Raw genomic sequence first — 23,573 nt, 5'->3', positions numbered from 1 at the left:
GGGCCGGTCCGCGGTGGTGGGATGGGCCGAGCAGCCCACCCGGGCGGACCACGCACTGCTGATCGGCAGGACGTGGCCGCCCCCAGGGCGGGCGACCTGCCGGGACGGCAGGACCCGGCGCCCTGCCAGGGACGGCAGAGCAGGCCCGGGTCGACGCGGTGGCACGCCACAGGCGGCGCCCCGTGGTCCGAGCTCGGTCGGGCCACGGGGCCCGGCCACGCGGTGCTCCACGATCAGGACGCCAGCGTCTGCGACGGCGTCTCCCCGAACGCCTCCCGGTACTGGGCCGCGAACCGCCCCTGGTGGAGCAGACCGAGTCCCACCGCCACCGCCTGCACCGTGGTGCTGCCCGGATCGGCCTCCCTCAGGACCCGGTGGGCCCGCCGCAGCCGGACCGCGCGCAGGTGGGCCATCGGCGTCGTGCCCAGGTCGCGCTGGAACCCGGCCTGCAGGGCCCGCACGCTCAGGTGGACCTCGGCCGCGAGTCCCACGGTGGTCCAGGGCTCCTCCGGCCGGCCCTCCAGCAGCTCGGCCGCCCGCCGGACCACCCTCCCGGTGGCGCTCCCGCGGCCACCGGCGGCGTCGTCGCTGTAGTTGTGGCGGTGCCCCAGGAGGAGCGAGTCGAGCAGCAACCCCTCGACGTGCCGGCCGGCGACGTCGTTCGACAGCAGCCCGGACGGGTGGGCGACCTCCTGCGCCACGAGGTCCAGCACCGCTCGGGTCCGGTCCCCGCTGCCGGTGGGACCCGGGTCGAAGTCGAAGCGCAGCCCCGAGCGGACCGAGCGCCCGAGCAGGCGCTCGAGCTCCCCCTCCAGGGCAGGACGGGGGACCATCAGGCACAGCTGGGCGCAGTCGGCCGACCAGGTGATCTCCGCGGGCGCACCCGGGGAGAAGACCAGGGGCTGTCCCACCGTCGTCAGCACGGGCTCCTCCCCCGAGCCCCGGCCCGAGAGGGCGCGGCCCCGGACGGGCATGTCGACGTGGAAGTGGTCGGCCTCCCCCGTCCGCTGCTGGACCTCCTGCCCGTAGGAGAGCCGTCCCGCGGTCACGGCTCCGATGCGCAGGCCCGAGAAGCTCATCTCCAGGGTCGCGGACCGTGGCAGGCGGAGCCGGTTGGGCAGGTAGTGGCGTCGCACGATGTCCTCGGCCTCGTCGGGGTCCGTCGTGCGCTCCGTGGTCCGGGCCGCGACGCCGGGACTCCCGTCTGCCCCACCCCGGTCGGGGTACGGCACAGGACGAGGTCCCCCGGCGGTTCTCGGACGCCCGTCCACGGTGCCTTCTCCCCAGCGACATGGTCGCTCTGGTAGCCGCTCAGCGCACTCACCTGTCCCGGGTGCGCAGAAGATCGGCCGACTCGTCCTGTCGCGTCGTCGCGGCGTCCACAGTTGGGGTCCGGGCTCACTCTACGGCCCGGTCGGCCGAGGAGCGACCTCTTCCGGAACCGCTGGCCGCGGGGTCCGTGGTGGAGGTGACACCCACCCGCTCGCGGTGGGGGCGACGCTCCTGCCCGGGGCCGGGCCACCTGCCCTGCCGAGCCCACCACGTCGGAGGTAGCACGCTCCATGTTGACGACCCAGGACCCCGTCCCCGGCCCGGCGACGCCCGTCACCACGGTCGACCAGGCGACCGTGCAGGCACTGATGTGCCGCGCCGGCCTCGCGGTCGCCGTGCTCGACGGCTCCGGTCGGCTCTCGATGCTCAGCCCCGCGCTGGAACGCCTCCTGCACCGGCGGTTCGAGGTCGTGCCGTCCGAGTCGCTGGCCGAGGTCTTCCACCTCTACGGCGACGGGGGCGCCCGGCTCCTGGAGACCCACGAGATCCCGATCGTGAGGGCGTCGCGGGGCGAGGTGGTCGACGGGGCGACCGTCACCGTCAAGACCCCGGGCCAGCCCGTGCGGCACCTGCGCGTCAACGCGACCCCGATGGTCGGGGGCCACGGCGAGCGCCAGGGCGCGTGGGCGCTGATGACCGACGTCACCGGTCTGGTGGCGGCTGCCCGAGGGGAGCTCAACCGGTCCCTCGCCGAGACCGTGAACCACCACCTCCGGACGCCGCTGACCACGATGCTGGGCCACGCCGAGCTGCTGATGGACCAGCAGGACGACTTCGCCGAGGAGGCCCGGCACTCCCTGGAGGCCCTGTGGGGGGCCGGCCAGCGCCTCAACGAGGTCGTGGCCGCCATCTCCGAGTGGATCGACCTCGCCTACACCCCCACCGGCAGGAAGAGGGGCAACGGCCGCGGGCGGGGGACCGACCTGGCCGACCACCTGGACAGCAGGCAGCGCCTCCCCTGATGCGCGCGGCCGGCCCGGGTGCGGTCGGAGAAGCAAGACGCCCCGCCGGTGTCGGCGGGGCGTCTCCTCACGAGGGCTGTGGTGATGGTGGAGCTGGCGGGAATCGAACCCGCGTCCTAAAGCGCCGTGCCAGGTCTTCTCCGGGTGCAGTTCGTGATGTCGCTTTTCTCGGCCCCGGCGCTCCCACGAACAGGTCGCCGACGGGCCCAGTCAGGAAAGTGTCCCGATCGACCCTCCTGACAGGAGTCGATCAGCAAGCCCTCTAGATGACGTCAGGGTCCGGGACGAGGGCAGATGCCCGGTCTGACGCTTCGGTCACTGCTCAGGCAGCGAGAGCGAAGTCAGTGCGATTGGAGTCGGCACTTGTGGTTTCCAACGAGCGTTCACGAGATGACGTTGGCTCCTCGACCCGCTTCTCCTGGGACCAACGTCCTCAGTCGAAACCAATCAGCCCCTCTTGAGTTGTGCATCGCCAGTGTAACCGCCATCGCCCCGCGTGGCATTCCCGTAGCGCCGCTCCACCGCCCGGACGGCCTCCAGCAGCTCCGGCGGCCCCTCCGCGGTGAAGTCGACGCCGAGCGCGCCCACCCAGAACGCGACGTCCTCGGTCGAGCGGCCGGCGATGCGGACCCGGCAGCGTTCCTGCCCGAGCACCTCGATGCTCCCGGTGGTCCACCAGCCCATCCGCTCCTCCACCGAGGCGGCCGACGCCTCGAGCACCACGACGCCGGTGACCTGCTGCTGGACCGAGCGGGTCCGCTGCGCGACGTACGCCGCCAGGTCCTCGGCCGGGAGCTCGCGCGGTCGGAAGCGGTGGCCGACGCCGCGCAGCTCGCGCACCCGGTCGACGCGGAAGGTGCGCCAGTCGTCGCGACCGAGGTCGTGGGCCACGAGGTACCACCGCTGGCCCAGGCTGACGAGCCGGTAGGGCTCGGCCCGGCGCTCGGTGGCGGCGCCGGTGTGGTCGGCGTACCCGAAGCGGACCACCTCGCGGTCGCGGATGCAGGACGCGAGGTCGGCCAGCAGCGCGCCGGCGACCTCGGGGCCACGCCGGCGGGGGGCGGCGCGGACCGTGCTCGCCCGCAGCGCGTCGACCTGGCCGCGCAACCGGGTGGGCAGCACCTGGAGCAGCTTGGTCAGCGCCCGCAGCGAGGTCTCCTCCATCCCCACGACCGAGGCCTGGGAGGCCCCGAGCGCCACCGCCACCGCCACGGCCTCCTCGTCGTCGAGCAGCAGCGGCGGCATCGCCTGACCGGCGGCCAGCCGGTAGCCGCCGGCGGCGCCGCGCGAGGCGTGGACCGGGTAGCCGAGCTGCCGCAGCCGCTCGACGTCGTTGCGCACCGTGCGCTCGGAGACCTCCAGCCGACGCGCGAGCTCGGGCCCCGGCCACTCGCGCGGGGTCTGCAGCAGCGAGAGCAGGGTGAGGAGTCGCCCGGGAGTGCCGGGAGTGCCGTCGGCCATGGGTCCAGACTAGGCCGGAATTAGGAACGCCACGTGCCTGATGCGCCCCTAGCGTCGGCGTCATGACCACGACACAGACCCCACCGGTGCTCGACCCGACCGACGTCCCGGAGCCGCTCCCCCGCCGCGCCTGGGCCGGACTCGCGGTGCTGCTGACCGCGATGATCCTCAACATCCTCGACTCCACGATCGTCAACGTGGCGGCCCCCACGATCCAGGCCGACCTCGCGATGACCCCCTCGGCCCTGGAGTGGGTCGCGGCGGCGTACACCCTGGCGCTGGCGGTGGGCATCATGGCCGGCGCCCGGCTCGGCGACGTCGTGGGGCGCCGCCGGATGCTGGTGCTCGGGCTGGTCGGCTTCGCCGCCACCTCGCTGGCCTGCTCCCTGGCCTGGGACGGCACCTGGCTGGTGGTCGCCCGGGCCCTGCAGGGGCTGGCGGCGGCCGTGATGGTGCCGCAGACCTTCGGGCTGCTGCGCGACGTCTTCCCGCCCCGCCACCTGGGCAAGGCGTTCGCCGCCTTCGGCCCGGTGATCGGGCTCTCGACCGTGCTCGGCCCGGTCGTGGCGGGCCTGCTGCTGCGCGCCGACCTGCTCGGCAGCAGCTGGCGTGCGCTGTTCTGGCTCAACCTGCCGCTGTGCGCCGCGGCCCTGCTCGCCGCCCACCGGGTGCTGCCCGCGGGCGCGCCCCGTCGCCACGGCCTGCGCCTGGACTGGGGCGGCACCCTGCTCCTGGGCCTGGCCAGCTTCCTGCTCGTCTTCCCGCTCGTCGACGGCCGGGCGCTGGGCTGGCCGACCTGGGTCCTGGGCGTCCTGGTCGCCTCGGCCCCGGTGCTCGCGGTGTTCGTGGTGCACCAGCGCCGCCGCGGCCGCGCCGGTCGCACCACCCTCATCGAGGCCAGCGTGCTGACCAAGCGGTCCTACGTCAGCGGCGTCGCGTTCACGATGTTCTTCTTCGGCAGCATCGTCGGCGTCTCGCTGACCGTCGGCCTGTTCCTCCAGCTCGGGCTCGGCTTCGGCCCGATGCACGCGGCGCTCTACCTGGCCGCGCTCGCGGTGGGCGCCTTCGTCGGCTCCGGCGTCGGCGCCTGGGCCGCGACCGCGGTCGGGCGGCCGATCCTGCACGTCGGCCTGGTGCTGATGATGCTCGGCACCGCGGTGCTGTGGCTCTCGCTGCGGGCCGTCGAGGCCACCGAGACCGTCGGCCTGGCCCGCCTCGCTCCCGGGCTGTTCGTCTTCGGGCTCGGCATGGGGATGATCTTCGTGCCGCTCTTCAGCATCATCATGGGCGAGGTCGACGACCGCGAGGTCGGCTCGGCCAGCGGCCTGCTGGAGTCGGTGCAGCAGCTCGGCGCGTCCCTGGGCGTCGCGGTGCTGGGCACGCTGTTCTTCGGTCGCCTCGGCCTCGAGGAGGTCGGCCCGGTCGCGGCCGTCCGGGCCGGGCGCCACCTCGAGGCGCTCGAGGTCACCCTGCTCGCCACCCTCGGCGTGCTGGGCCTGGCGTGGTGCCTGGGCTGGCTGCTGCCGCGCCGGGCGCGCGCCGACCACTGAGGCCGATCCGCCCCCGGACAGGCACGGGGAGGGGGACGATGGGGCGGTGCGCCGCCTCGTCGTCCTCCTCCTCGCGCTGCTGCCCGTGCTCGTCGCCGGCCCCACCCCGTCACCGGCCGCCGCAGCAGCAGCCCCCGAGCCGCTCCCGCTGCCCGTCGGCGTGCGGGCCGACTACCAGCTCGGCGGCGTGCGCGACGTGCCCGACGACGTCGGGATCGTGGTGCGCGACCGCCACGCGGAGCCCGCGGGGGTCTACGACGTCTGCTACGTCAACGGCTTCCAGACCCAGCCCGACGAGCAGGCGTTCTGGAAGGGCCACCCCCGGCTGGTGCTGCGCCGCCACGGCCGCCCGGTGGTCGACTCCGCCTGGGGCGAGCAGCTGCTCGACCTGCGCACCGCGGCCAGGCGGGCCGCGCTGGCCCGGATCGTCGCCCGCTGGACGGCGCAGTGCGCCCGCGACGGCTACGAGGCCGTCGAGCTGGACAACCTCGACTCCTGGACCCGCAGCCGCGGGCTGCTGACGGCGACGCAGGCGACGGCGTACGCCCGGGCGCTGGTGCGCGACGCGCACGCGGTGGGCCTCGCGGTGGCGCAGAAGAACCGCGCCGGGTGGGACGGCCGGACGGTGGGGTTCGACTTCGCGGTCGCCGAGGAGTGCGGCCGCTACCGCGAGTGCGCGGCGTACGCCGAGGACTACGGCCGGCGGGTGGTGGCCGTGGAGTACCGCGCGCAGGACCTGAGCTGGACCTGCGCCCACCACGGCGACCTGGCCGTGGTGCTGCGCGACGTCGACGTCACCCCCGACGGCGTCAGGCGCTGGTGCCCCCAGCCGTGAGCGTCGGCGCGCCGAACAGCTCGGCGCCGTTGTGCCACAGCACCCGTCGCAGCCAGTCCTCCCCCAGCCCGGGGTGCCGCTCCTCGAGGGCCAGCAACCCGTCGAGCTGCTCGCGGTAGGGGTAGGGGATCGTCGGGAAGTCCGAGCCCAGCAGCACCTTGTCGCCGAGGTCGGCCAGGCGCGGCAGCAGGTCGTCGGGGTAGCCGCCGTCGGCGTCGAAGAAGTCCGTGAACACCATCGTGGTGTCGAGCCGGACGTGCTCGTGGGTCTCGGCCATGGTGAGGAACTCGGCGTACTCCGGCGCCCCCATGTGGGCCACCACGACCGGCAGCCGCGGGTGACGCGCCAGCAGCCGCGCGAGGTGCTGCGGGCCGGTGAACCGGTTGCCGACCGGGCCCGACCCCACGTGGGTCACGATCGGGACCCCGGCGTCCTCGAGCAGCCCGAAGGCGTCGTCGAGCAGCGGGTCGTCGAGCAGGAACTCCCCCACCTGGGTGTGCAGCTTGAAGACCTCGACGCCGCCCTCGAGCAGCTCCTCGACGTACGCCGTGACGCCGTCCTCGGGGTAGAAGGTCGCCGACCACAGGCACTCGGGCACCCGCTCGGCGAAGTCGCGCGCCCACTCGTTGAGCCAGGTCGCGACGCCCGGTCGGTGGGCGTAGGGCAGCGCCGAGAAGCGGCGCACGCCGAACGCGCGGAGCTGCGCGACCCGCTGGTCGTGGTCGTGGCGGTAGCGGATCGGCCACTCCCGCCCGATCTTGGGGCCCGCCTGGTCGAAGACCGCCCACACCTTGTCCTGGATCGACTGCGGCAGGAAGTGGACGTGGACGTCGAAGAGCCCGGGCAGCCCGAGGTCGCGCCAGACCGGCGCGACCTCGGGCTCGTCCGGGGCGAAGATCGAGGCGGGCTGGGGGGTCTCGGTCACAGACCGAAGGTAGCCAGCCAGTCCCGGGTGGCGCGCACGTCGACGCGCTGGAACCCCTGGACGGAGCGGCACTTCTCGCCGCTGCCGTTGCTGTAGCTGGTGACCGCGGCGATGGTGCTCCCGAAGTAGACCGGGCCGCCGGAGTCGCCGACGCAGGTCTCGCCGAACTCGTCGTTGGTGGAGGTGCCGTTGGTCTGCAGCACCTGCGGGGTCAGCTTCTGGCCGGGCATGTCGACGTAGCGGCGCAGCAGCGGGTAGGTCATCGGCGTCGCCTTCTGCGGGCCGACGAGCGGCTTGCGGACCTCGGCACCGTAGCCGACCGCGCGGAAGACCGTGGCCGACAGCTGGCTCTTGGCGATGGTGTCGAGCGAGCCGAGCGGGGCCAGCCTGGCCGGCGTGATGGTCGTGACGGGCTGGTCGAGGACGACCACCGCCACGTCGTTCCAGGTGTCGAGGTCGGTGAAGTGGGAGTACTGCGGGTGGGAGACGGCCGTGCCGCTGCGCAGGCCCGCGGCGCGGAGCTCGGCGTCGGTGTAGCCGGCGGCCGGGTCGGCGGCAGCCGGGACCGGCAGCGGCGGCTCCTCGGCGATGACGGAGTCGAAGCTCACCGCGACCCGGCCGACGGCGTCGTCGAAGCAGTGGGCGGCGCTGAGCACCACGGTGGGGCTGACCAGCGCGCCGCTGCAGCGGACCCGGAACCCGTCGGCGTAGAGGACGAGGAGCCCGGTGGCCGGGTGGGCCGTGCCGTCGGCGGTGCCGTTGGTGCTGGCCGCGGCGGGCCCGGTGGTCCCGCCGCCGGCGGTGCCGAGTGCGAGCAGGGCGAGCAGGAGGACGGCGAGACGCCGGAGCGAGACGGAGGAGCGCATGCGCGTAGCGAATCAGGAACGCGCGGGCGGGGTGGGCGTTTTCAGCCCATCCCCTTGAGCTGGCGGCCCAGTGCCTGCTCCTTCTCGCGGTTGGCGGTGCGCTCGGCGATGGCGTGCCGCTTGTCGTAGGACTTCTTGCCGCGCGCCAGGGCCAGCTCCACCTTGGCGCGACCGTCCTTGAAGTAGAGCGACAGCGGCACCAGCGTGTAGCCGCGCTCGTTGACCCGCCGCTCCAGCTTGTCGATCTCGGCACGGTGCAGCAGCAGCTTGCGGACCCGCCGCGGCTCGTGGTTGGTCCAGGTGCCCTGGGTGTACTCCGGGATGTGCACGCCGTGCAGGTAGGCCTCGCCGTGGTCGATCTCGGCGAACCCGTCGACCAGGGTCGCGCGCCCGGCACGCAGCGACTTCACCTCGGTGCCCTGGAGCACCAGACCGGCCTCCAGGGTGTCGTCGACGTGGTAGTCGTGGCGCGCCTTGCGGTTCTGCGCCACGAGCTTGCGCCCCTGCTCCTTGACCATCCCCCCATCCTCCCAGGTCGGGCCAGCGGACCCGACCCCACGGTCGACCGGGGCCGGGCGTCAGAGGTAGCGCATCGGGTCGACGGGGTTGCCGTCGAGCAGCACGCTGAAGTGCAGGTGGCAGGCGGTCGACCAGCCCGTCGTGCCGGCGTACCCGACGACCTGGCCGCGCCCGACGCGCTGGCCGGCGCCCACGGCGTAGGAGCTGAGGTGGTTGTAGACGACCGTCATGTTCTTGCCGTTGACCTGGCCGACGTCGAGGTAGAGCCGGTTGCCGTAGACGTCGGACCACGCCGTGGAGATCACGGTGCCGGCGGCGACCGCGACGTTGGGGGTGCCGCAGGGGGCGTGGAAGTCGGTGCCGTCGTGCAGGCCGTAGTAGCCGTAGATCGGGTGGATCCGGTAGCCGTAGGGCGAGGTCACGTAGCCCGGGACCGGGCGGGCGAGGAAGCCGCCCGAGGCGCCGGTGACGCCGCCGCGCTGACGGGCGGCGCGCTCGAGGATGAGGCGCTTGATGCGTGCGGCCTGCTGCTCGGCGGCCCGCAGCTGGCCGGCGTCGGCGGCGCGGGCACGACCGGCCTGGGCCTCGGCCGCGCGGCGCCCCACGACCAGGGAGGCGACCTCGGTGCGGGCGGCGGCGGCCTGCCGCTCGAGCTCCTGGCTGCGCGAGAGGTTGGTCGCGGCGGCGGCGCGCTGCTCGGCGACCGCCTCCTTGGCGGCGGCGACCTCCGCCTCCTCGGCCACCATCGCGGCCCGGGTGGCCCGCAGCTCGTCGAGGGTGAGGTCCTGGCGGCTCATCAGCGAGTCCACGGTGTTGAGCTGGCTGGTGGCCTCGGCCGGGTCCTGGGAGTTGAGCACCACCGAGAGCCCCATCATCGAGGGGTCGCCGTTGACGTACATGCTGGCCGCGAGCCGCCCGATGTCGGCGCGCTGGCCGCGCACCCGCTCACGGGCCACCTCCAGCGCCGCCTGCGCCCGCGCCAGCCGGGCCTCGGCCGCCTCGAGCCGGGCCTGCATCCGCAGGTCGAGCCGACGCGCCTCGACCAGCTCGGCCTGGGCCGCGCCGAGCCGCTGCTGCGCGCCCGAGAGCTTCGCGCGCGCCTCGCGCAGGCGCGTGGCCGCGGCCGCGAGCGCCCTGCTGGACTCCTGGAGGTCCTCCTGGGCACTGCGGACGTCGCTGCGCGCGTCGCGCTGCTTGTCGCGCAGGTCGTCGTCGGCGGTGGCGATGGGCACCGTGACCACCACGCTGGACAGCGCCAGCAGGGCGGAGACGGTCATCGCTGCCGTCGACGGTGTCCGGGGGAAGCGAAGCACCGAGGTCGCCAATCGATATGGGGGAAGAGGCCCGACGACGGTAACCCGGTGGGTTCAGACTCTGAGGTATTTGCGCGTCATCACGAGTGTCGGCAGCAGCGTCAGCGCCAGGCCCAGCGCGGCCACGCCGCCGATGGCGACCAGGGAGTCCTGCCAGTCCACCCACTCCACGATCGTGGAGGTCGGGCGCAGCATCCCGTAGATCACGACCTGCATGAACACCAGCAGCGTGCCGGCGGCCAGGCCGACGCCGACGAGCGCCGAGACCAGGATCTCGATGAGGAACGGCAGCGAGATGTAGAGCCGCGAGGCCCCCACCAGGCGCATGATGCCGATCTCCTTGCGCCGGGCGTACGCCGCCATCCGGATGGTGTTGCCGACCTGCATGATCGCGGCGAGGAGCAGGAACGCCGCGACCGCGATCGCCCCCCACTTCATGACCTCGATCCAGAAGTAGATCGGCTTGAGCACCTGCCGCAGGTCGCGCACGGCGGCCACGCCCTGCTGGTCGGCCAGCGCCGACTCGATGCCCTCGAACTGGTTGGGGTCCTTGAGCTGCACCCAGAAGGACTCCTGCATGTCCTTGGCGGTGACCGTGGAGTAGATCTCCTGCTCGGCGGCGTCCTTGTCGAGGTAGACCCGCTTCCAGGTCGCGAACGCCTGCTCCTTGCTCTGGAAGTAGTGCGACTCGACCTCGGGGCTGGTCTCGACGACCTGCTCGATGGCGGCCTTCTGGGCGGCGGTGACCTCGCCGTCGGCGCAGGTCGGCACCTGGCTGTTCTGGTTGCACATGAAGACGGTGATCTGGAGCTTGGAGCCCCAGAACCGCTCGGCCTTGTCGGCCTGGGCGTTGAGCAGCAGGCCCATGCCGACCAGGGTGAGCGAGACGAAGATGGTCACGACCAGCGCGACCGACATCGACACGTTGCGACGCAGGCCGGTGCGGGTCTCGGAGAAGACGTAGCGGAGGTGCACGGGAGATCGGCTCCTAGTAGGTGTGGCCGTAGACGCCGCGCAGCTGGTCGCGCACGACCGAGCCGTGCTCGAGCTCGATGACCCGCTTGCGCATCTGGTCGACGATCTCGACGTCGTGGCTGGCCATCAGCACGGTGGTGCCGGTGCGGTTGATCCGGTCGAGCAGCTTCATGATCCCGGCGCTGGTGGCCGGGTCGAGGTTGCCGGTCGGCTCGTCGGCGATGAGGATCTTGGGCCGGTTGACGAAGGCCCGGGCGATGGCGACGCGCTGCTGCTCGCCGCCCGAGAGCTCGTCGGGCATCCGGCGGCCCTTGCCCTCCAGGCCCACGAGCTCCAGGGTCTCGGGCACCAGCCGGTTGATCTGGGCCTTGGGCTTGCCGATGACCTGGAGCGCGAAGGCGACGTTCTGGGCCACGGTCTTGTTGGGCAGCAGCCGGAAGTCCTGGAAGACGGTGCCGACCTGGCGGCGCAGCTGCGGCACCCGCCAGCTCCGCATCCGGCCCAGCTCGCGGCCGTCGACGAAGACCTGGCCGCTGGAGGCCCGGATCTCGCGCAGCACCAGCCGCAGGAAGGTGGACTTGCCCGAGCCGGACTCGCCGACGAGGAAGACGAACTCGCCCTCGTCGATGATCGCGGTGACGTCGTCGAGGGCCTTGGCGGTGTGACCGGGGTAGGTCGCGGTGACGTTCTCGAATCTGATCACGGCGGTGGGTGGGCCGGTGTCGGGGATGTCGGGGGCACGCAGGGGTTGCGTCCGGACCGCTGGCAACGCTAAGCGCTGGGCCCTACGGTTGCCCGCATGTGCGCATCCTCGGCCCGTCGCCGTGTCGGGGTCCGGGCGCTGCGGGTCCCGCTGGGCGCGGTGCTGGCGGGGCTGCTGCTGGGCGGCTGCTCCTCCTCCGGGGGGCCGGTGGCCACCGCGACCCCCTCCCCCACGCCGATGTCGCGCCTGGAGACCAACGCCCTCGAGCTGCCCCGCATCGACTTCTGCTCGCTGGTGCCCGACGACGCGGTGGCCGACGCGCTCGGCAACGCCTCGGGCGCCGACGAGCGGCCGCGGAGCGCGGCGTACGGCAACGGCGACCAGCTGGCCCTGGCCGACATCGGTCGCGACCGGGTCCAGGAGCTGGGCTGCAGCTGGAGCGCTGGCGGCACCGCGGCCCGCGCATGGCTGTTCGCCCGGCCGGCCGACGCCGCCCTGGCCCGCCGGGTGCGCGCCGAGGCGGCGGAGCGCACCGGGTGCCGCGTGGTCGACGCGCCGTTCGGCCGGGCCGCCTTCCGCCAGAGCTGCGACGCGACCCAGGACCGGCAGCGGGTCCGCTACGCCGGGCTGTTCGACCAGACCTGGCTCACCTGCGAGGTCGCTGGCCCGCGCGACGTCGGGGCCGCGGGGCAGCAGGCGTCCACCAGGCGGCGTGCCGAGCAGTGGTGCGTGCGCGTGGCCTCTAGCCTGGCAGAGGCCCGATGAGCAGTCCGCACCTCGGGCACCGCTTCCTGGAAGGTGCTCGGGCATGCGCTCACCTCGCTGGACCGTCGGAGTGCTCGGGCTGACGCTCGCCGCGACCTCCCTCACGCTCGCGCCGTCGATCTCGACGGCCGCCGTCACGCCGGCCACGCTGGCCCGCACCGTCTCCGACCCGGGTGCCGGCGCCTCGGGCACGGCCGACGCCGCGCTGGGCAACGGCCTGGGCCGGGTGCTCGCCGGCGACGGCTCCCGTCGCCGCGGCGCTACCCCGAGCGGCCCCCGCCTGGACGACGAGCGGCTGGTCGTGCGCGACGCGCAGGGCCGGGTGCGGGTCTACCTCACCCCGCAGGCCGACGCCGACCGCGGCGTCTTCCGGCGCAACGCGGAGCGCCTCGGCTTCGTCACGGAGTACGTCGACCCGACGAGCGGCACGCTCCAGGGGTTCGTGCCCGAGCAGCGGGCGCAGCAGGTCGCGGCCCTCGCGCAGACCGGCACGATGGTGCTGGCCCCCCGGGCCTGGACCTCGGTCGGCCAGGCCACCGCCCAGGGCGTCCCGCTCCAGGGCGTCGACACCGTCCAGGGCACGGGGGTGGACGGCACCGGCATCACCATCGGCGCGCTCTCGGACTCCTACGACGCGGCGACCACCGCCCTCGACGGGTCTCCCCTGCTCGTCCACGCCGCCCAGGACGTCGCCACCGGCGACCTGCCCGGCACCGGCAACCCGCGCAACCCCCAGCCCGTCGTGGTCGTGGACGACCCGCCGGTCTCGGACTCCAACACCGACGAGGGCCGCGGCATGCTCCAGGTCGCCCACGACGTCGCGCCCGGCGCCAAGCTCTGCTTCGCCACCGCCCTGGACGGCCAGCTCGGCTTCGCGGCCAACATCCGCCGCCTCGCCGACCCGTCCGGCCCGTGCCGGGCCGACGTGGTGGTCGACGACATCGGCTACCTCGACGAGCCGTTCTTCTCCGACTCGGCCCTCTCCGACGCCATCGACGACGTCGCGGCCGACGGCGTCCACTACTTCACCGCGGCCGGCAACGACGGTGTAGAGCAGGCCTGGAACTCCCCGGTCCGGCTGCTGCCCGCCCGCACGGCCGTCCGCGGCACCAACATCAAGCTCGGCGACGTCGACCCCACCCTCTACTCCGGCGGCCTCCAGGACATGGACCCGGGCAGCGGCACCGACATCGCCCAGACCCTCACCCTCGGTGACGGCGGCGGCCTGCTCAACCTGCAGTGGGACGACCCGGTCGACCTCGACGGCGCCACCCTCGGCTCGCCGCTGTTCTCGCAGACCGGCGAGGTCACCGTGGCCACGCCGAGCCCGACGTACACCTTCACGGCCACCTCCGACCAGGTCGGCAAGCCGCTGCTGTTCCGCGTCGACGGCATCCCCAGCGGGAGCACCGACCTGGTCCTGACCGTGACCGCACCCGACGGCACCACCAACGAGATCGACACCGGCTCCTCCCCCGAGCAGCTGGCCACCACCGTCAAGCAGGCCGGCGACTACACGATCGCCGTCTCGGGCTTCAACGGCGACACCGGCGACTTCACCCTCCAGGTGCTCCCGGTGCTCGCGCCCTCGACGGTCTCGACCGACTTCAACGTCCTGGTCTTCGACTCCCGCGGCAACTACCTGTTCCCGATCGCCGACGACAACCTGCTCAGCGGCCGCCCGCAGGAGCTCGCCGGCATCGACGGCCCCGGCCGGGTGCAGCTCGTGATCGCCCGCGCCGGCACGGGCCCGGTGGGCGCCACCCGGCTGCGCAACGTCGTCTACGACGACGCCGCCCTCTCCGAGTACGTCGACCCGCTCTCGCCCGCCATGGCCGGCCACACCCTGGCCAAGGGCGCCACGGCCGTCGCCGCCGTCTCGCCGTTCGCCCCCGTCGGACCGGAGTTCTTCACCTCGCCCGGCGGCGACCTCCCGGTCTTCTTCGACTCGGCCGGTGAGCGGCTGCCGGCGGTGGAGATCCGGCGGGTGCCGCAGATCGCGTCCGCCGACGGCGGCAACACCACCTTCTTCGGCAGCGACAGCGTGCTCGACGCCGACCGGCAGCCCAACTTCTTCGGCACCAGCGCCGCCGCGCCGCAGGCCTCGGGCATCGCGGCGCTGGCGCTGCAGCAGGCCGGCGGCGGACGCTCGCTGTCGCCCGCCGCGCTGCGCAACCGGCTCCAGGACTCGGGCTTCCGCCACGACCTGGACCCCTTCGCCTCCAGCGGCAGCGCCGGCGGGATCACGCTGTCGGCCCGTGGCGGCGCCGGCTTCGAGAACGGCACCTCGGCGCCGCGCTCGATGGTCAGCGACCGCTTCTTCACGCTGCGCTACACCGGCAAGGTCCCGCTGCGCCGGATCACGCTGCTCGGCGGCACCGCCGCCCCGACCGCCCTCGGCAGCCGCAGCGGCTCCGCCGGGCTGGTCTTCGACCGCCGCCACTTCGACGGCACGCCCTCCTTCCGCGACGACGGCTACGCCTTCCGGGTCGGCAGCACCTCGGGCGGGCTGCGGGCGCGCACGGTGAAGGCGTCGTACGCCGGGAGCGGTGCCGGCCAGGCGGTGCGGGGCCAGTACCGCCGGATGACGCTGACCTTCCAGGACCGGCTCAAGCGCGGTCAGCAGCTCCAGTTCGGCGTCGACCGCGACCTCGCGGTCTCGGGCTACGGCGGGGCCGACGAGGGCAACGGCGCCGACCTGCTCGGCAGCGCGGTGCGCTACCCCCAGGACCAGGTGCTGCCCGGCATGCGCTTCGTGGCGCTGCGCGCCGACGGCAAGGTGGTGCGCGGCCAGGTCTCCAACCGGATCGGTCGGGGCTTCACGGCGCTCGACGGCTACGGACTGGTCGACGCCCGCCGCGCGGTGCTCGGGGCGCGCTGAGAAACTGGGGGCATGAGCACCACTCCTCCTGCCCCCGCCCGCTCCACCCAGGTCCGGCTCGCCCAGCGCCCCGTGGGCGAGCCGGACGACGCGACGTACCGCTTCGAGACCACCGAGCTCCCGGCGCTGGCCGACGGCCAGCTGCTGCTGCGCGTGGTCTACCTCTCGCTCGACCCCTACATGCGCGGGCGCATGAGCGACGCCCCGTCGTACGCCGCCCCCGTCGCGGTCGGTGACGTCCTCGAGGGCGCCACGGTCTGCGTCGTGGAGGAGTCGCGCCACCCCGACTGGGCCGTCGGCGACGCCGCGCTGTCCTACTCCGGCTGGCAGAGCCACGCGATCAGCGACGGCACCGGCCTGCGCCGCCTCGACCCCGCGAAGGCCCCGATCTCCACGGCCGTCGGCGTGCTCGGCATGCCCGGCTTCACGGCGTACGCCGGGCTGCTGCAGATCGGCAGGCCGCAGCCGGGCGAGACCGTCGTCGTGGCCGCCGCGACCGGGCCGGTCGGCTCGGCCGTGGGCCAGATCGCCCAGGTCCAGGGCGCTCGCTCGGTCGGGATCGCCGGCGGCGAGGCCAAGCGGCAGGCGCTGCTCGACGAGTTCGGCTTCGACGTGGCGCTGGACCACCGCTCCCCCGACTTCGCCGACGAGCTCGCCGCGGCCGTGCCCGACGGCATCGACGTCTACTTCGAGAACGTCGGCGGCCCGGTCGCCCGCGAGGTCTTCAAGCACGTCAACCTCTACGCCCGGGTGCCGGTGTGCGGCCTGGTCGCCGACTACAACCGCACCTCGGCCCCCGAGGGTCCCGACCGGCTGCCCGGCTTCATGGGCCTGGTGCTGCGCAAGAGCCTGACCGTGCGCGGCTTCATCCAGAACGAGTTCACCGCCGCCCACGGCCGCGACTTCGTGCGCGACATGTCGCAGTGGGTCGCCGAGGGCAAGGTCCGCTACCGCGAGGACGTCGTCGAGGGCCTGGAGAACGCTCCCGAGGCGTTCCGCGGGCTGCTCAGCGGCCGCAACTTCGGCAAGCTCCTGATCAAGGTCAGCGAGGACCCCACGCTGTGAGCGAGCCGCTCGTCCGGGAGCCGGCGCACGGCGGACCCGTCACCGTGTCCATCGTGCGCCACGTCAGCCCCGACCACGCCGAGCAGATGGTGGCCTGGGTGCGCGCCGGCTCGTCGCTGGCGGAGCGGTTCCCGGGCTTCCTCGGCACCGGCTGGGTGCGGCCATCCGACGCCTCGGACGAGTGGCACATGCTCTACCGCTTCGCCGACCAGCACGCCCTGGACGCCTGGGAGTCCTCCTCCCAGCGGGCGTGGTGGCTCGGCTCGGCCCAGGGCCTGGTCGGCGAGTCGCTGGTCGAGCGGCGCACCGGCATCGAGGGCTGGTTCGACGAGCCCACCTCCCGCGACGTCGAGGACCTGCGACCGGCGACGCCCGCCCCGCCGCGGTGGAAGCAGGCGACCGTGATCTGGCTGGCCTTCTTCCCGCTCAGCCTCACCCTGGGCCTGCTCCTCAAGGGCACAGGCGTCGAGGTCGGGATCGTGGTCCGCACCTTCCTCACCACGCTGGTGGCGACGCCGATCATGACCTACGCCCTGCTGCCGTGGATGACCCGCCGCTTCGAGTGGTGGCTGCGCCGCTGACCCGGGCGGCCGACCGGGTGCTGCTCCACCGCCGATCGGGGTACCGCCTGGTCAGTCGACGAGAGGAGCCGCCGTGCCGAAGGCCTGGAGCAGGAAGCGCGAGCGCCAGTTCGAGCACATCAAGGAGGGGCTCGAGGAGCGCGGCAAGGACGAGGACACCGCCGAGGAGATCGCCGCCCGCACGGTCAACAAGGAGCGGGCCCGGGCCGGCGAGTCCGAGCAGGCCAGCAAGACGTCCACCGAGGACATCTCCTCGGGCCGGCGCGGCGGTCTGCGGTCGCACTCCGGGGAGGGCGGCCGCACCAAGGCGCAGCTCTACGCCGAGGCCAGGAAGAAGAACGTCGAGGGCCGCTCCTCGATGAGCAAGGCCGAGCTCGAGCGGGCGCTGGAGGACTAGGCGCCCGACGAGCGGGGCGCCGGGCGGCGTCGGCCGGGGCGGGGCTCGGGCAGCACCCGGGCGAGCAGCAGCACCAGCACCGTGCCGACCACGACCGCCAGCAGCGCGGCCAGCGCGCCGAGCGGCCGGGTGACCACGAGCTGCGGCAGCAACCGGTCGGGCACCGCGCTGGCGCCGATGCCGGCCCCGACCAGCCCGAGCCAGCTCCCGCGCATCTGCCGGCGGTGCGCCTCGATGCGGCCTCGCCAGGCGCTGGTGAGGCCGAGCGTGACGGTCACCAGGGTGACCACCGAGAGCACGTGCAGCCAGCTGAGCTGGCCGGGCCGCAGGTCGCGGATCCAGAACGACGTCACGGCCACGTGGAGCATGAGCAGCACCCACACCCGGCCCGCGACGCGGTGCACCCGGTCGCCCTTGGTGGGGCGGAAGAGCTGGACCGCGCCGAGCCCCACCGCGACCGAGGCCGCGAAGGCGTGGGTGGCGACCAACACCCCGCTCACCTCCCCGCTCCCGTCGCGGTCGCGGGTCCGGGAGCCCCCAGATCGTCCATCACGGCGAGCAGCCGGCCCACCGGGCCCACCAGCTCCTCGGTCGTCACGCCCGCCGCGTCCAGCAGCGCCGCGAAGGAGCCCTCCAGCAGCTTCAGCGCGTGGTCGACCTGGTCGGACCCGGCCGTGGTGAGGGCGAGGCTGCGGCGGTTGCCGGTGCCGGGCTCGTGGCGCACGTCGAGCCACCCCGCCTCGCGCAGGGACCCCACCAGCCGGCTCGCCCCCGCCTCGGTCATCCCGAGCCGATCGGCCAGGGCCCGCTGGGTCACCGGCCCCGCCTCGGCCAGCCGGCGCGCGGTCAGCAGGGCCAGGAACCGCTGGTAGGTCAGGTCACCGTGCTCGCGCAGGCGCTGGTCGGCGCGCCGGTCGAGCCGGCTGACGAGGGCGTGCAGCTGGTGGGCGGGTTCGCCGGCGTACGGGTCCATGCGTCCAACCTTGCATCCGCAACTTGCGGAGTCAAGGTCCTGACCGGACGACCTGGCTAGCTGCTGCCTGCCTGCTCGGCCCCGCGGCGCCAGCGGATGCCGGCCTCGAGGAAGCCGTCGATGTCGCCGTCGAAGACCGCCTGCGGGTTGCCGACCTCGAACTCGGTCCGGAGGTCCTTGACCATCTGGTAGGGGTTGAGGACGTAGTTGCGCATCTGGTCGCCCCAGCTCGCCTGGACGTCGCCGCGCAGGGAGTCGAGGTGGGCGCGCTCCTCGGCCTTCTTCAGGGCCAGGATCTTGGCCTTGAGGATGACCATCGCCGAGGCCTTGTTCTGGAGCTGGGACTTCTCGTTCTGGCAGGAGACGACCGTGTTGGTCGGGATGTGGGTCAGCCGGACCGCGGAGTCGGTGGTGTTGACGCTCTGGCCGCCGGGACCGCTGGAGCGGTAGACGTCGACGCGGATGTCCTCGTCGGGGATGTCGATCTCGTCGGTCTGCTCGAGCACCGGCACCACCTCGACGGCCGCGAAGCTGGTCTGGCGGCGACCCTGGTTGTCGAAGGGGCTGATGCGGACCAGCCGGTGGGTGCCGGCCTCGACCGAGAGGGTGCCGTAGGCGTACGGCGCGTGGACCGCGAAGGTGGCGCTCTTGAGGCCCGCCTCCTCGGCGTAGGAGGTGTCGAAGACCTCGACGGCGTACTTGTTGCGCTCGGCCCAGCGGGTGTACATCCGCATCAGCGTCTCGGCGAAGTCGGCCGCGTCCACCCCGCCGGCGCCGGCGCGGATGGTGATGAGGGCCTCGCGGACGTCGTACTCCCCGTTGAGCAGGGTGCGGACCTCGAGCTGCTCGACGGACTTGTGCAGCCGGTCGAGCTCGACCTGGGCCTCGGCCAGCGTCTCCTCGTCGGCCTCCTCGCGGGAGAGCTCGACGAGCACCGACAGGTCGTCGAGGCGGCTCTCGAGGCTCTCGAACCGGTCGAGGGTCCCCTGGAGGTGGCTGAGCTGGCCGGTGACGCGCTGGGCGTTGGCCTGGTCGTCCCACAGGTCCGGCGCGGCGACCTGCTCGCCCAGGTCCTTGATCTCCCGGCGCATGTCCTCGACGTCGAGGACGGACCCGATGGTCTTCATCGTCGCCAGGAGCTGCTTGATCTCGGAGTCGAAGTCGGTGGCTGCCACAGTCGTCAAGGCTACGGGACGGGCTCGATGTCCGCGGCGGGGAGCCACCGGGCCACGGTCGCCCAGCCCACGGCGTCGATCCACACCACCGAGACCACCCGGCCCTCCCACCCCCGCTCGGTGCGGCACCACTCGACCAGCAGGCTCGGCTCCCCCGCGACCCGGCAGTGGCGCGCCGGGGTGACGGGGGTGGCCACGACGGAGGGGTCCTCCCCGCCGGCCCGCCCGGCGACGCGGTCGGCCAGGGTCCCGTGGTCCCCGCTCCCGTAGCCTTCGCGCACCGCCCCATCATGCCAGTCGTTCGAACACCTGTGCGAACGACCCGACCGCCACCTCGGTCCCTGGAGAAGGACGGGGTCCTGTCTCGGAGGGCCGGCGCTCGGTCCCTGGGGAAGGACGGAGTCCTGTCTCGGAGGGCCGGCGCTCGGTCCCTGGGGAAGGACGGAGTCCTGTCTCGGAGGGCCGGCGCTCGGTCCCTGAGGAAGGACGGAGTCCTGTCTCGAAGGGCCGGCCGGGGCTGTCGGGGCCCGGACCTAGGGTGGCGCCGTGATCGAGCGACTGGCATGGGTGACGGCCCGGGAGGCCCGGGGCCACGACGAGGACGAGCCGGCGGCCGTCGAGGCGCTGCGTCGCCGGGGCGTGACCGTCGAGGTCGTCGACTGGGACGACGCGGGCGTCGACTGGGCGGCGCACGACCGGGTGGCGCTGCGCTCCGCCTGGGACTACCCCGAGCGACTGGCGGACTTCACCGCGTGGCTCGAGTCCGTCGACGCCGTCACCGAGCTGGTCAACCCGGCCGCGACCGTGCGGTGGAACCTCGACAAGCGCTACCTCGCCGAGCTCGACGAGGCCGGCGTGCCGATCACGCCGACCGCGTTCGTGGCCCCCGGGTCGACACCCTCCTTCCCCGACGGGGACTTCGTGGTCAAGCCGTCGGTGGGAGCCGGCAGCCGCGACGCCGCGTCGTACTCCGCCGACCAGCACGACCTCGCCGCCGCGCACGTCGAGCGGCTGCACGCCTCCGGACAGGTGGTCCTCGTCCAGCCCTACGTCGCCTCGGTGGCGACCGACGGCGAGTGGCCGCTGGTCTTCCTCGGCGGGGCGTTCAGCCACGCCGCCAGCAAGCGGGTCGCGCTGCCGCGGGCCGGCGCGGTGGAGGGCCTCTACGCCGCCGAGACCAACGCCCCGCACGACGCCACGCCCGAGCAGGTCGAGGTCGCCCGGGCAGCGGTGGACCTGGTCAGCGCGAGGTTCGGGGTGCCGGCGTACGCCCGGGTGGACCTGGTGCGGGCCGACGACGGCCGCTTCGTGGTGCTCGAGGTGGAGCTGGTCGAGCCCTCGCTGTTCCTGCCGTACGCCGACCCCGCGGCCGCCGACCGGCTCGCCGCCGCTCTGGTCGCGCCGGTGGGCGTGGCGCCGGGGTGAGGGGCGAGGCCGCCCGGGTCCGGGGCACGGGCCGGGTGTCCGGCCTCCGGCTGCCGCGAGACGCTCGTCACACGGACGTGACGCCCCCCGGGCCCCTACGTTGAGCCCTCGACGGCACCGTCCGGCCCGCCGTCCCGACGACCGAGGGAGAGACCCCGTGAGCACACGATCCGTCTTCATCACCGGCGCCGCTGCCGGCATCGGGCGGCGCACGGCCCTGCTGCTGGCCGAGCGCGGGTGGACCGTGGGCGCCTACGACATCGATGAGGCGGGCCTGGCCACGCTGGTCGACGAGGTTGCCCCGCTGCGCGGCTCGGTGGTGACCGGTCGGCTCGACGTGACCGACGCGGACGCCTTCGCCGCGGCCGTCACCGACTTCGTGGGTCAGGCCGGCGGTCGGCTCGACGTGCTGGTCAACAACGCGGGCATCCTGCTGGCCGGCCCCTTCGAGGACTCCTCGGCGGCCGACCACCACCGCGAGGTCGACATCAACGTCAAGGGCACCGTCAACGGCCTGCACGCGGCGTACCCCCACCTGCGGGCGACCCCGGGCGCGACCGTGGTCAACCTGGCCTCGGCCTCGGCGATCTACGGGCAGGCCGACCTGGCCAACTACAGCGCCACCAAGTTCTTCGTCCGCGGCCTCACCGAGGCGCTCGACATCGAGTGGAAGCGCCACGACATCCGCGTGGTCGCCATCTGGCCGCTGTTCGTGCAGACGGCGATGACGGCCAACATGCGCACCGGCACGACCGACTCCCTCGGCATCCGCCTCAAGCCCGAGGACGTCGCGGCCAAGATCCTCGAGGCGATCGAGCCGCCGAAGCCGCGCCGCGCCCTGCACCAGGTGCACTTCCCGGTCGGGTTCCAGACCACTGCCCTGACCCTGGGCTCCCGCTTCTCCCCCGCCTGGCTCACCCGCGCCGTCAACAAGCGCCTCGCCGGCCACTAGGTCGGCCGGCCCGCCGACGCGCGTCGTGAGAGGCCTGCCGGCCGTGGGGTTGCGTCATGCGAGGTGGTCGCCCCGGCAGCCACCTCGCACGACGTCCGGCGGGACGTCATGCGGCGCGGTCGCCCCGGCAGCCACCTCGTACGACGTCCCGGCTCCGGGTGATGACTCCTGATCATCGTCGTCGTGCCCCGGGTCGTCCCGGACCCACCCCGGTCTAGTCCGGAGCCTCGAGCGGCGGCATTCCGCCGCGAGCCGCAAGCGGGACTGCCAGTGTCGTATTCAACGACCTCAGGAGGGCACCCCGCCATGACGGCATCTCGACTGACGCCGCGCGCGGACGTGCCGGCCCAGCTCGACGCGCCGCCGCAGCGCCCGGAGCAGCGTTCCGACGTGCGGCTGGGGTGCGTCATGGACGTCCTCGGTGGCACCCCGACCGCGCTCGCCGCCCGCCGGGCCGGGGTCGAGCCCGCGCTGGTGCACCGCTGGGTCCGGGTCTTCACCGAGGCCGGGATGGCTCGGCTGGAGAACCGACCCGAGCCGGGGATCGCCCAGCAGCGCGACCGCTTCCTGGCGGCGTTCGCCCACGAGCTGCGCACGCCCCTGGCCGTCGCCCAGGGCTGGACCGACATCCTCGCCGACGGCGACCTGCCGCCCGAGATGACCGCCGCCACCGTCGACAAGCTCAGCTCGGCGCTGGCGCTGCTGGCCGAGCGGACCCGGGAGGCGGAGTACCTCGCCGCCGCCGCCCTCGGCCGGCTGCGCGTCACCCGTCGTCCCGTCCCGGCGTCCGAGCTCCTGCCCGAGGGCGAGGTCCCCTTCGTCGGGGACCTCGAGGCCTGCGTGGACACCGACCCGCGGCTGGCCGCCCGGGCGCTGCGCGACCTGTGGACCGCGGCGCTCACCCCGCCCCGGCCCGAGGAGCGGGAGCTCCACGTGCGGGTGGCGGCTCCGTGGGTGGAGCTGCGCGTCGTACGCACCGGGGAGCCGATCGAGGGGCGCGTGCTCCAGGCGCTGTTCGACCCCTTCGACCACAACGACGACGCCACCGGCGTCTCGACCGGCCTCTACCTCGCCCGCGCCCTGGCCGTGGCGCTCGGCGGCAGCATCGGTCTCGAGCAGGACGGCGAGCGCACGGCCTTCTGGCTCCGCCTGCCTGCCCCTCCCGACCACCCGATCCCCACCAGGAGGACCCCATGACCTTCCGGCTCGCCTGCGGCGACGTCCTGCCGGGCTGCCCCGCCAGCTTCGAGAACGACGACCGCTCCGCCCTGCTCGGCGACGTCGCCTCCCATGCCGGCGAGGCCCACGGCCTCACCGAGATCACGCCGGAGGTGCTGGCCGCCGTGGAGGCCGGGATCGAGCGCACGTCGGCCTGAGCGCGGTGGCCAGGCGGCGGTGGACGGTCGTCCGGACGCCCGGCACGTCACCCTCCGCGTGTCGCGTGCGTGGTGCTCGGACAGCGGGGCCCGGTGGTCAGTCCGAGACCACGACCACCGACGCGGCCTCGCCGGTGACGAGCACGTCCTCCCCCACCCCGGGCACCCGCAGCGGCAGGTCGGTCGGGGCACCCATCCGGACGACCACGGTGTCGGCGTCGGTGCGCACGGCGTAGGACAGACCGGGGTAGCGGCGCTCGATCCCGCTGTCGGCGACGTACGCCGCAACGAAGCGCCGCGCGGCCCCCGGGTCGATCTCGGCCCGCTTGCCCAGGCCTTGCGTGTAGACCCGCTCGCCCTGGATGCCGTCGGTCGCGGCCAGGGCCGCCGCGTCGGCGGCGGCGTCGAGCCCCTGGCGGCGCAGGTAGGCAGCGGACGCGTCGACCACGACGGCCACCAGGAGCGCGACCACCACCGCGAGGCCGACGACGAGGGGCACGATCGAGCCCTGCTCGTCGCGAGGTCGTGACCGGACCCGCCGA

Annotated in this window: 25 protein-coding genes and 1 other RNA gene; 12 read left to right on the top strand and 14 right to left on the bottom strand. The window is 73.9% G+C overall.

The window, feature by feature from the left end; genetic code table 11:
• Positions 1–233: 233 nt before the first annotated feature.
• The gene (locus BLU55_RS00660; protein ID WP_157682650.1) at positions 234–1,136 is read right to left on the bottom strand and encodes an AraC family transcriptional regulator; all 903 of its coding nucleotides are present in this window, start codon (positions 1,134–1,136) and stop codon (positions 234–236) included.
• 426 nt (positions 1,137–1,562) lie between these two features.
• Here BLU55_RS00660 and BLU55_RS00655 point away from each other — a divergent pair, with 426 nt between their 5' ends.
• The gene (locus tag BLU55_RS00655; RefSeq protein ID WP_091725104.1) at positions 1,563–2,294 is read left to right on the top strand and encodes a histidine kinase dimerization/phospho-acceptor domain-containing protein; all 732 of its coding nucleotides are present in this window, start codon (positions 1,563–1,565) and stop codon (positions 2,292–2,294) included.
• Positions 2,295–2,379: 85 nt separating this feature from the next.
• On the opposite strand, the gene ssrA is transcribed toward BLU55_RS00655, so the two are convergent.
• Positions 2,380–2,749: a transfer-messenger RNA gene (ssrA, locus tag BLU55_RS00650) on the bottom strand.
• A complete protein-coding gene (locus tag BLU55_RS00645) occupies positions 2,742–3,755 on the bottom strand; it encodes a helix-turn-helix transcriptional regulator (RefSeq protein ID WP_157682649.1) in 1,014 nt (337 codons plus the stop codon). The genes ssrA and BLU55_RS00645 overlap by 8 nt, the downstream gene beginning before the upstream one ends.
• Before the next feature lie 62 nt (positions 3,756–3,817).
• Between BLU55_RS00645 and BLU55_RS00640 the strand changes: the two genes are divergently transcribed.
• Complete coding sequence (locus BLU55_RS00640) at positions 3,818–5,305, top strand: MFS transporter (protein ID WP_091725103.1); 1,488 nt, start codon at positions 3,818–3,820, stop codon at positions 5,303–5,305.
• Positions 5,306–5,351: 46 nt separating this feature from the next.
• Positions 5,352–6,140 (top strand): endo alpha-1,4 polygalactosaminidase, encoded by a 789-nt coding sequence (locus tag BLU55_RS00635; protein ID WP_091725101.1) that lies wholly within the window; start codon positions 5,352–5,354, stop codon positions 6,138–6,140.
• Here the strand turns inward: BLU55_RS00635 and BLU55_RS00630 are convergent.
• From BLU55_RS00630 to ftsE, 6 genes are all read right to left on the bottom strand, one after another.
• Positions 6,115–7,065 (bottom strand): amidohydrolase family protein, encoded by a 951-nt coding sequence (locus BLU55_RS00630; protein ID WP_091725099.1) that lies wholly within the window; start codon positions 7,063–7,065, stop codon positions 6,115–6,117. The genes BLU55_RS00635 and BLU55_RS00630 overlap by 26 nt on opposite strands.
• On the bottom strand, positions 7,062–7,931 hold the full coding sequence (locus BLU55_RS00625) for a trypsin-like serine protease (protein ID WP_091725098.1): 870 nt from the start codon (positions 7,929–7,931) through the stop codon (positions 7,062–7,064). Before BLU55_RS00625 ends, BLU55_RS00630 begins: the two co-directional genes overlap by 4 nt.
• A gap of 41 nt (positions 7,932–7,972) precedes the next feature.
• Entirely contained in the window at positions 7,973–8,449 is a 477-nt protein-coding gene (gene smpB / locus BLU55_RS00620; RefSeq protein WP_091725096.1) for an SsrA-binding protein SmpB, read from the bottom strand.
• Between the two features lie 60 nt (positions 8,450–8,509).
• The gene (locus tag BLU55_RS00615; protein ID WP_091725094.1) at positions 8,510–9,727 is read right to left on the bottom strand and encodes a M23 family metallopeptidase; all 1,218 of its coding nucleotides are present in this window, start codon (positions 9,725–9,727) and stop codon (positions 8,510–8,512) included.
• A gap of 90 nt (positions 9,728–9,817) precedes the next feature.
• Positions 9,818–10,738, bottom strand: a complete 921-nt coding sequence (gene ftsX, locus BLU55_RS00610) for a permease-like cell division protein FtsX (RefSeq protein ID WP_091725093.1) — start codon at positions 10,736–10,738, stop codon at positions 9,818–9,820.
• A gap of 13 nt (positions 10,739–10,751) precedes the next feature.
• On the bottom strand, positions 10,752–11,441 hold the full coding sequence (ftsE, locus tag BLU55_RS00605) for a cell division ATP-binding protein FtsE (protein ID WP_091725091.1): 690 nt from the start codon (positions 11,439–11,441) through the stop codon (positions 10,752–10,754).
• Between the two features lie 96 nt (positions 11,442–11,537).
• Here ftsE and BLU55_RS00600 point away from each other — a divergent pair, with 96 nt between their 5' ends.
• The 5 genes from BLU55_RS00600 (at position 11,538) to BLU55_RS00580 (ending at position 17,130) form a co-directional block, all read left to right on the top strand.
• Positions 11,538–12,206, top strand: coding sequence for a hypothetical protein (locus BLU55_RS00600; RefSeq protein WP_091725089.1), 669 nt, complete (start codon positions 11,538–11,540; stop codon positions 12,204–12,206).
• 43 nt (positions 12,207–12,249) lie between these two features.
• Positions 12,250–15,087: a S8/S53 family peptidase gene (locus BLU55_RS00595; RefSeq protein ID WP_157682648.1), complete on the top strand. Its 2,838-nt coding sequence runs from the start codon at positions 12,250–12,252 to the stop codon at positions 15,085–15,087.
• Between the two features lie 12 nt (positions 15,088–15,099).
• Entirely contained in the window at positions 15,100–16,152 is a 1,053-nt protein-coding gene (locus BLU55_RS00590) for an NADP-dependent oxidoreductase (RefSeq protein ID WP_091725086.1), read from the top strand.
• Entirely contained in the window at positions 16,149–16,733 is a 585-nt protein-coding gene (locus BLU55_RS00585; protein ID WP_091725084.1) for an antibiotic biosynthesis monooxygenase, read from the top strand. The genes BLU55_RS00590 and BLU55_RS00585 overlap by 4 nt, the downstream gene beginning before the upstream one ends.
• A 73-nt stretch (positions 16,734–16,806) precedes the next feature.
• The gene (locus tag BLU55_RS00580; protein WP_091725082.1) at positions 16,807–17,130 is read left to right on the top strand and encodes a plasmid stabilization protein; all 324 of its coding nucleotides are present in this window, start codon (positions 16,807–16,809) and stop codon (positions 17,128–17,130) included.
• Here the strand turns inward: BLU55_RS00580 and BLU55_RS00575 are convergent.
• Genes BLU55_RS00575 through BLU55_RS00560 form a run of 4 tightly spaced genes read right to left on the bottom strand, consistent with a single transcriptional unit; the run spans position 17,127 to position 19,559 of the window.
• Positions 17,127–17,621 carry a DUF2306 domain-containing protein gene (locus tag BLU55_RS00575; protein WP_197681049.1) on the bottom strand — a complete coding sequence of 165 codons (495 nt, stop codon included), beginning with the start codon at positions 17,619–17,621 and terminating at the stop codon, positions 17,127–17,129. The genes BLU55_RS00580 and BLU55_RS00575 overlap by 4 nt on opposite strands.
• 5 nt (positions 17,622–17,626) lie before the next feature.
• On the bottom strand, positions 17,627–18,103 hold the full coding sequence (locus BLU55_RS00570) for a MarR family winged helix-turn-helix transcriptional regulator (RefSeq protein WP_091725081.1): 477 nt from the start codon (positions 18,101–18,103) through the stop codon (positions 17,627–17,629).
• Between the two features lie 56 nt (positions 18,104–18,159).
• A complete protein-coding gene (gene prfB, locus BLU55_RS00565) occupies positions 18,160–19,278 on the bottom strand; it encodes a peptide chain release factor 2 (protein WP_091725079.1) in 1,119 nt (372 codons plus the stop codon).
• Positions 19,279–19,289: 11 nt separating this feature from the next.
• The gene (locus BLU55_RS00560; RefSeq protein ID WP_091725077.1) at positions 19,290–19,559 is read right to left on the bottom strand and encodes a hypothetical protein; all 270 of its coding nucleotides are present in this window, start codon (positions 19,557–19,559) and stop codon (positions 19,290–19,292) included.
• 265 nt (positions 19,560–19,824) lie between these two features.
• On the opposite strand from BLU55_RS00560, the gene BLU55_RS00555 reads away from it, so the two are divergent.
• The 4 genes from BLU55_RS00555 (at position 19,825) to BLU55_RS00540 (ending at position 23,031) form a co-directional block, all read left to right on the top strand.
• On the top strand, positions 19,825–20,703 hold the full coding sequence (locus BLU55_RS00555; protein ID WP_157682647.1) for an ATP-grasp domain-containing protein: 879 nt from the start codon (positions 19,825–19,827) through the stop codon (positions 20,701–20,703).
• A 157-nt stretch (positions 20,704–20,860) separates the two neighbouring features.
• Positions 20,861–21,655, top strand: coding sequence for an SDR family oxidoreductase (locus tag BLU55_RS00550; protein WP_091725073.1), 795 nt, complete (start codon positions 20,861–20,863; stop codon positions 21,653–21,655).
• Between the two features lie 306 nt (positions 21,656–21,961).
• Positions 21,962–22,852 (top strand): sensor histidine kinase, encoded by an 891-nt coding sequence (locus tag BLU55_RS00545; protein WP_091725071.1) that lies wholly within the window; start codon positions 21,962–21,964, stop codon positions 22,850–22,852.
• On the top strand, positions 22,849–23,031 hold the full coding sequence (locus BLU55_RS00540) for a DUF1059 domain-containing protein (RefSeq protein ID WP_091725069.1): 183 nt from the start codon (positions 22,849–22,851) through the stop codon (positions 23,029–23,031). Before BLU55_RS00545 ends, BLU55_RS00540 begins: the two co-directional genes overlap by 4 nt.
• Positions 23,032–23,128: 97 nt before the next feature.
• On the opposite strand, the gene BLU55_RS00535 is transcribed toward BLU55_RS00540, so the two are convergent.
• Complete coding sequence (locus BLU55_RS00535; protein WP_231916985.1) at positions 23,129–23,530, bottom strand: pilus assembly protein TadG-related protein; 402 nt, start codon at positions 23,528–23,530, stop codon at positions 23,129–23,131.
• Positions 23,531–23,573 lie beyond the last annotated feature (43 nt).

The organism is Nocardioides scoriae (assembly GCF_900104965.1).
In the GTDB taxonomy this organism is placed as follows: Bacteria; Actinomycetota; Actinomycetes; order Propionibacteriales; family Nocardioidaceae; genus Marmoricola; species Marmoricola scoriae.
The sequence above is the reverse complement of the archived record's forward strand: the minus strand, read 5'-3'. Positions and strand labels throughout refer to the sequence as shown.